Origin of the sequence: Mesorhizobium sp. M0189 (assembly GCF_040322135.1) — a bacterium.
Classification (GTDB): Bacteria; Pseudomonadota; Alphaproteobacteria; order Rhizobiales; family Rhizobiaceae; genus Mesorhizobium.
Window position 1 is genome coordinate 20541 of sequence record NZ_JAMYSW010000032.1, and the last position, 7066, is coordinate 27606.

Genomic DNA, 7066 nt, shown 5'->3' on the forward strand with positions numbered 1-7066 from the left:
ACTCCCGTGTAATTCCAGGCCGCTTACAGCCGCGCGAATACGCTTTTCGGATTGGCGATCAGCATGCGGTCGATGGCCGCCTGCTCGACGCCGTGGCGTTTCAGGCGCGGTATGAAATGCTTCAGGATATAGCCATAGCCGAAGCCGCCGAAGCGCGTCAGCATGATCTTGAGGAAGACATCCTGCGACAACAGCAGGCGGTCGCCGAAACCGGCCTCGACAAGGGCGGCGATGGCGCGTGCGTTCTCCTCGTCGGAGGGCGATTGCGCGTCCTGGTCGGCATAGTAATAGTCCATGCCGATCATGTCGTATTCGAGGAACGCGCCGCGCCGGGCGAGGCTTGTCTGGTAGTCGGGGTCGTCGTGGCTCGGGTTCATGTGACAGAGCACGGTATGGCGGAGATCGGCGCCCTCGGCCTCGACGATATCGAGCACCTCGTGCGCCAGCCGCTCCCAGCCCGGCAGATGGATCGACAGCGGCACGCCGGTGATGCGCGAGGCGCGCGCCGAAGCTGTCAGCGACTTGCGCTCCTCGGCGGTGAAATCCTTGCTGACGCCGATCTCGCCGATCAGCCCGGCCATGATCGGCGGCTGCGTCTCGCCGCCGCCGACATCGTTGACGATGAATTCGGTCACCGCGTCCACATCCATGGCCTTCAGCCATTCGGGATGGGTGTGCTCGAGATAGAAGCCGGTGCCCATGACGATCTTCAGGCCGGACATGCGGCTGATACGGGCGAGCTTTTCGGGATCGCGGCCGATGCCGATATTGGTGGCATCGACGACGGTGTGGCCGCCCAGTGCGCGATAGCGCTGTAGCTCTGACAGCGCCAGGTCGGCGTCGTCGAGCGAAACGTTGTCGCGGTTGACGTATGGGTTCATTCGCAACTCGCCGATGATCTCGATGTTCACCGGCTGCTCGGCGACCGCCATGTCATCGGGATGGCAGGGGCATTTCCAGCTGCGCGCGCCATCGAGCAAGATGTGCTCGTGCATCAGCGTGATGCCCATCTCCTCGACCGGAACCGGGCCGAGCACGGTCATCACATGGCCGGTTTCGACCCCGATCGCCAGCCGCTGGCCGGGCACCGCGTCATCGAACAGACCGCCCATCGGCTCAACGGCTCCGCACGGCGCCGCGGAACAGGCGGAAGTTCAGCCAGATGGCGACCAGGATGATCGTTCCGGTGACAATCGGCGTCAGGAAAGGCGACAGATGCGCCAGGATCAGGCCGTTGCCGATGACGGCCACGGTCAGCGCGCCGAGCACCGTGCCAATGATCGTTCCGCGGCCGCCGAACAGGCTGGTGCCGCCGAGCACGACGGCGGCGATGACTTCCAGCTCGAAACCCTGTCCGGCATTCGAAGATCCCGATCCAAGCCGGGCAGCAATGATGATCCCGGCAAGGGCTGCCGCGGTGGCGGAAATCACATAGACGAAGAGCGTCGTCTGCCGCGTGTTGACGCCGGCGCGCCGCACCGCCTCAGCGTTGGCGCCGATGCCGGTGACATAGCGGCCGAACGGCGTCTCGTTGAAGGCGAGATAGGCGATGGCCAGGATCGCCAGCGCGATCAGCGCCGGCACCGGCACGCCAAGGAACCAGGCACGGCCCAGCACGGTGAAAGCGCTTCCGGGCTCGATCGGGATCGAATAGCCGCCGGTGATCAGCAGCGCCACGCCACGGATCACCGAAAGCCCGGCAAGCGTGACGATGAAGGACGGGATGCCCTCATAGGCGACGAAATAGCCTTGCACCGCGCCAAGCAGGGCACCGAGCGCCAACATGGCGAGGATAACGACTGACCATGGCAGGCCGAACTGCAAGAGCGTCGCCGACAGCGTTGCCACCAGCGCCAGTACCGAGCCGACCGAAAGATCGATGCCGCCAGTGGTGATGACGAAAGTCATTGCCGCGGCGACGATCAGCAGCGGCGCCGACTGCCGCAGGATGTTCAACAGATTAGGCGACGTCAGAAAGGCGTCGGTCGCCACCGAGAAGATGATGCAGACGACCAGAAAGAACAGCGCGATCGAGACGACACTGCCATTGGCGAGCAGCGCATCGCGCCAGGTGCCCTTGCGCACTCGTGAGGGCTGGGCAGCGTGGATCGCATCGCTCATGCCGGCGCTCCACCGCGATAGCCGTTGGTGGCGGAACGCGCACTGAATTTGCGGCCGACGATCAGATTGACCACGTCCTCGATATTGGTCTCGCCGATCAGCCGCTCGGCGACATTGCGCCCTTCATACATGACCTGGATGCGGTCGCAGACGAGGAACAGGTCCTGCAGCCGGTGGGTGATCAAAATGACGCTGACACCGCGCGCGCTGACCGCGCGGATCAGTTCGAGCACCGCCTCGACCTCGGCCACCGCAAGCGCTGCCGTCGGCTCGTCCATGATCAGCACGGCCGGCTCGAACGAGGCGGCGCGGCCGATGGCGATCGACTGGCGCTGCCCGCCGGAGAGGTTTTCGACCTTGAGCCGCGTCTCGGCAATGACGATACCGAGCCGATCGAGCATCTGGCGCGTCTCGTCGTGCATGCGCTTCTTGTCGAGAAAGGAAATGCCGGCGATGCGGCGGCGCGGCTCGCGGCCGAGAAACAGATTGCCGGCGACATCGACCGTGTCGCAGAGCGACAGGTCCTGGTAGACCATCTCGACGCGCGCCGCACGTGCGTCCGCCGGCGAGCTGAAGATCACCGGCTTGCCGTCGATCTCGATGGTGCCGGCGTCGGGAACCACAGCCCCCGACAGCACCTTGCTCAATGTCGACTTGCCGGCGCCATTGTCGCCGACCAGCCCCAGCACCTCGCCCGGCTTCAGCGTCAGCGACACATCATCGAGCGTCTGGATGGCGTTGTAACGCTTTGAGATGCCGCTCATCCGCACCCGATAGGTCTGGCCACTGCTCATCTGGGATTCCACGCGATTGCCAGGTATCCGCGGCGCAGCTTCAGGCGGCGCCGCGGCTCGGTCGCCGACGCAGTTTACTTGAACATCGCGCGGTATTGGTCGACATTCTTCTTGGTCACGATCGTCACCGGGATATTGATGATCGGGTCGATTTTCTCGCCCTTCTTGAGCTTGCCCAACGCTTCGACCGCGGCCTTGCCTTCGCCTGCCGGATCCTGCTGCACGACCGCCACCACCCAGCCGTCGTCGATGCCCTGAACGGCCTGCTTGGTCAGATCCCAGCCGAACACCTTGACGTCGCCGGTGCGGCCCTGGCTGGTCACAGCCGAAACGGCGCCGAGCAAGGCGGGTTCGCCGGTTGCATAGAGCGAGTTCATGTCCGGATTGGCGGTCATCAGGTTTTCCGAAGCGCTCAACGCGGTCTCCTGAACGTTCTGGCCGTCGACCGTGTCCAGGAAGGTGACGGCCTGGCCGCTTTCGGTCACCGCCTTCTTGAACCCGTCGAGCCGCTGGTTCTGGATGAATGAATTGAGTGCGCCGACGATGCCGATCTTGGCCTTGCCGCCCATCTCGGTCTTCACATAGTCGGCGTAGAATTTGCCGATGTCCTCGCCGGCCTTGGTGTTGTCGACGCCGATGAACGAGATATTGTCGCCGTCGGGGATCTGCGCGTCGATGGCGATGACGGGAATGCCGGCCGCCTTGGCCGCGGTAATCGCGGGCTTGACGCCGTTGACGTCGATGGCAACCAGAATGATGCCGTCGACTTTCTGCGTGACGTAGTTCTCGATCGCGTCGTTCTGCGCGCTTGGCACATTGTTGGCGTTGAAAATGACCAGCTTGGCGCCAGCGGCGTCGGCTGCCTTCTGCGCGCCCTCGTTGATCTGGTTGAAGAACAGGGCCTGCTGGTTGATGTTGACGAGTGCGAACGTATCGGCAAGCGCCGATCCCATGGCTGCCGAGCCCATGGCAATGGCGGCGGCACAGCCGGCGAGAAGTTTGAACAGACGCATTTTCGGTTCCCCTTGCTTGCGGACCAGACCGGCTGGTTCCCGTTGGTGCTACAGGCACGAGGCAAGCATTCAAGAGACTTGAATATTTGTCAATCCAAATGAACGCAGAGCGTTGCTCAGAAAGTCGCCGGCGTGTTGACCCAGAAAATGCTGGCGCGTTCCTTGCCGATATTGCGGTAATGATGCGGCAGCTCCGACCTGAAAACGAAGGCATCGCCGGTGGCGAGAGCATGTCGCTTGCCGTCGACGATCAACTCGATCCGGCCGGCGAGCACGTAGCCGACTTCCTCGCCGGCGTGCTGAATCGGGCCTTCGCTCTCGCCGTCTGCCTCGATGTGATGGATGTTGCATTGTAAGAGGTGGCCAGGCGAATACGGAATGATGCGTTCGAGCGAAATGCCCTCGCCACGCCGTAGCGCGTCGAGCGCAATCAAAGGCCTTGCGCCCGCCCGGAATACGATCGCCTCGTCGTCATCGACTTGCTCGAACATCCAGCCGATGTTGGTGTCGAGAACCTCGACCAGACGGTGAAGCATGGGCAGAGACGGCGAAGCCTTGCCGTTCTCGATCTTGGACAGCAGGCTTTCCGAGCAATTCGCAGCCGCGGCCAGGCTCTTCAGCGTCATGCCGCGTGTCTGGCGGGCGAGGCGCAGTCGAGTTCCAAGTCTCGCGGCATTTACGGTGGCGTCCGTTTCCGACTCTGGCCGCCGTCGATCGATTTTATTCATCTGTTCGCCAACCATTCACGGTCAAGGGCAACTATCGCGCGAGCAAAAGACCTCGGCCGACGATTTGCAAGTGCTGATGCGTCAAATTCGAGACTGCAGCCGTAGCTCCGGCCTCTGGCGAATGCTGCTCTCGCATGAACCGTGCTGATGATCCCGCGCCAGTTACCCCTATCGCTTGGCTGTCCATCGTGGTCGAAATCGCCAGCCGTTACCGCGTTGCGTCTCGTGGCGAGTGGACTTGGACAATACGGGCAAGGCGGGCCACACAGCCAATCTACACAACCACGGCCATGCCGACACGATAAAATCTGGACTGTCACCGAATTTGCGGAGTCCGCTGGAAGTCACCCGCGGCAGCGCCCCATGGAGTTGCTCTCGGTAGCGGCGATGTACTCAATGAAATCCCTGAGGCAGTCGCGCACCGCCTGAGCTTCGACAATTTTGAAGAAAGTCCAACAGAATTAATGGACTAGCACCTTGCGGATGTGAATCGCGGAAGCGACGCGCGGTTAATGCTTTAGAAGTATAGACACATCGACACGAGGTGCGAAGAAGCAACGCCAATACAGCTGATTGGTTACGACATATTTATTTTCGCAGATATGGTATTGCCCGTCCGGGGATTGCTGCACACGGTCCCGTGGGATGGTGAAATTATGCGGCAAATAAGTATACCCACCGTCTACCCTGGACCGCACCGAAGACCGAGGTACGGCGCGGCAATCAGAACCACCGCAGCACTTGAATTTGGTCTGTGGGTCAATCTTGTCTTCGTACCAATCATGGGCGTTAGCGGCTGTTGCGGCGGCGATACACATAGCCGTGAAGATGAGCCTTCGCATGGCATTCCTCAAGTATCTGGCAGGCGCTGCTCGTTCGGTTTTCCATATATATTAGCGTTCCATTGAAAATACCATTGGCCCCCGACCGACTGACGCAGCTCCAGCGAGCGACGCTCGCAACTGAAGGCCGCATTGGGTCACGTCAGGACGACACTTGCGCCGGACAAAAGGTCTGCTCGTGTCGCTCCGGGTTAGAAAAGCATCTGTCCGCTTTCCGGCCCGAAGGAGACCTTTGCCGAGCGGCGATCAGCCTGGCGGGATAACCTTACCCTCCTTCGCTTTTCGGCGGCAGACATCGGCCTGTGCGAGGTGGGGCGTTCGCTTGGGGGCGCCTCCGGCGACGGCGAGTTTTGTTCCGTTCCGCCAAAAGGGGGTTTGCTGGTGTGGATCTTGTTTTGGGGGTATTCTCTTCGTTGAGGGATAGGCCTAGTCGATTTCGATTACGGTCGCTTAAGCTTGGCCGCTCCGCTCGGGAGGAGCCTCTGATTGCGATGGCGCGCTTTGCCCACCTTGCCCTTCTCGCCTTTGGATTGTTGCCTGGAATTGCGCTGGCTGGGGAGCCTTTCGTCCCGAGCTGGATCAAAAACGATCCGGCAGCCAAGACGGTGGCTATAGAGATTGTCGCCGATTGGAACCAAGTCGAGCGGTACCGCAGGGACAACATCCGGACCGACATTATCGACTTCAACGGCTACTGGGACGGCAATCTCACGATCATCGTGCCAGACGAATGGTCGGTACAGATCGAGTTCATCAATGGCTCTTCGAATTTCAGGCACGGTCTGATGGTGACCAGGGTCTATGCTCGGTCGGAGATGCCAGTGAAGTTGGAGGCTGAGGATGCGATTTGGGGGGCGTACACCGCTCCGCTAGAGGGGATTAAAATTAATGAGAAGAGACAACTCAACTTTGTTGCCCAGCAGGCGGGGAACTATTTCCTCGCCTGTCCGAGACAAACACACCTGATGGACGGACACTGGATCGGTTTCGAGGTGAGAGGCAATCTTGTGCGGGCCGTGGCAATCGTCCATGAAGACAAGTTTCCGCAGGAGCAGCCCCCAGGACGCCCATAGGGTTGCGCGAGCAACCAGCGCTATGGCTGCGTCGTGGAGATCATTGCAAATCCGTGGCGGCTTATCTTGAAACTCGAAAGTCTGGCCGCGCCCCGACCGGTCTAGAACTGCCCCTGGTTGCCAAGCCACCAGGTCCAAGCTGAGGCATCCAAACAAGCCTTTGGCGCAGCCGGAGCATCGGCGAGGGCTATTTGGGCCGTAGTGTCGAAGCATCGGCTTGTGGAGCCGCCTTCCAAAGCTTGATCCACAAGTCGCCTGTTGGCGCAGATGAGCCTACTAGTACTACAGTTGCGGATCATTTGATTTTCTGATTCACTCGACGGGTTATGGAGGGAACCATGTCTGTTGCTTCGTGGTCAGGGTCGTTGTTGGCTTGGGAGCAGGAGCTCACGGCGCTGAAGGCACGGGTTGGGCGGGTGCTTCCTCGTCGTGAGTTGCGGGAGACGGGCGCAGATTTCCTTGACGGCCTTCTTTCCGGCATTGAGCGCAAGACAG

At 61.1% G+C, this 7066-nt stretch carries 6 protein-coding genes and 1 pseudogene; 2 read left to right on the forward strand and 5 right to left on the reverse strand.

Annotation, left to right across the window (positions count from 1 at the left end; genetic code table 11):
- Positions 1–23: 23 nt before the first annotated feature.
- The 5 genes from NKJ09_RS30635 to NKJ09_RS30655 all read right to left on the reverse strand — a co-directional run bounded on the left by NKJ09_RS30635 (position 24) and on the right by NKJ09_RS30655 (position 4656).
- Positions 24–1112, reverse strand: coding sequence for a phosphotriesterase family protein (locus NKJ09_RS30635; protein ID WP_352496442.1), 1089 nt, complete (start codon positions 1110–1112; stop codon positions 24–26).
- A gap of 4 nt (positions 1113–1116) precedes the next feature.
- The gene (locus NKJ09_RS30640) at positions 1117–2121 is read right to left on the reverse strand and encodes an ABC transporter permease (protein ID WP_352483919.1); all 1005 of its coding nucleotides are present in this window, start codon (positions 2119–2121) and stop codon (positions 1117–1119) included.
- The gene (locus NKJ09_RS30645) at positions 2118–2915 is read right to left on the reverse strand and encodes an ATP-binding cassette domain-containing protein (protein ID WP_352496443.1); all 798 of its coding nucleotides are present in this window, start codon (positions 2913–2915) and stop codon (positions 2118–2120) included. The genes NKJ09_RS30640 and NKJ09_RS30645 overlap by 4 nt, the downstream gene beginning before the upstream one ends.
- 74 nt (positions 2916–2989) lie before the next feature.
- The gene (locus NKJ09_RS30650; protein WP_352496444.1) at positions 2990–3928 is read right to left on the reverse strand and encodes an ABC transporter substrate-binding protein; all 939 of its coding nucleotides are present in this window, start codon (positions 3926–3928) and stop codon (positions 2990–2992) included.
- Positions 3929–4044: 116 nt separating this feature from the next.
- Positions 4045–4656, reverse strand: a complete 612-nt coding sequence (locus NKJ09_RS30655) for a cupin domain-containing protein (protein ID WP_031194868.1) — start codon at positions 4654–4656, stop codon at positions 4045–4047.
- A 1333-nt stretch (positions 4657–5989) separates the two neighbouring features.
- Here NKJ09_RS30655 and NKJ09_RS30660 point away from each other — a divergent pair.
- Both NKJ09_RS30660 and NKJ09_RS32600 read left to right on the forward strand, forming a co-directional pair.
- Positions 5990–6571 carry a sulfocyanin-like copper-binding protein gene (locus tag NKJ09_RS30660; protein WP_352496445.1) on the forward strand — a complete coding sequence of 194 codons (582 nt, stop codon included), beginning with the start codon at positions 5990–5992 and terminating at the stop codon, positions 6569–6571.
- Between the two features lie 338 nt (positions 6572–6909).
- Positions 6910–7066 (forward strand): annotated as a pseudogene (locus NKJ09_RS32600) (IS701 family transposase); the annotation flags it as partial.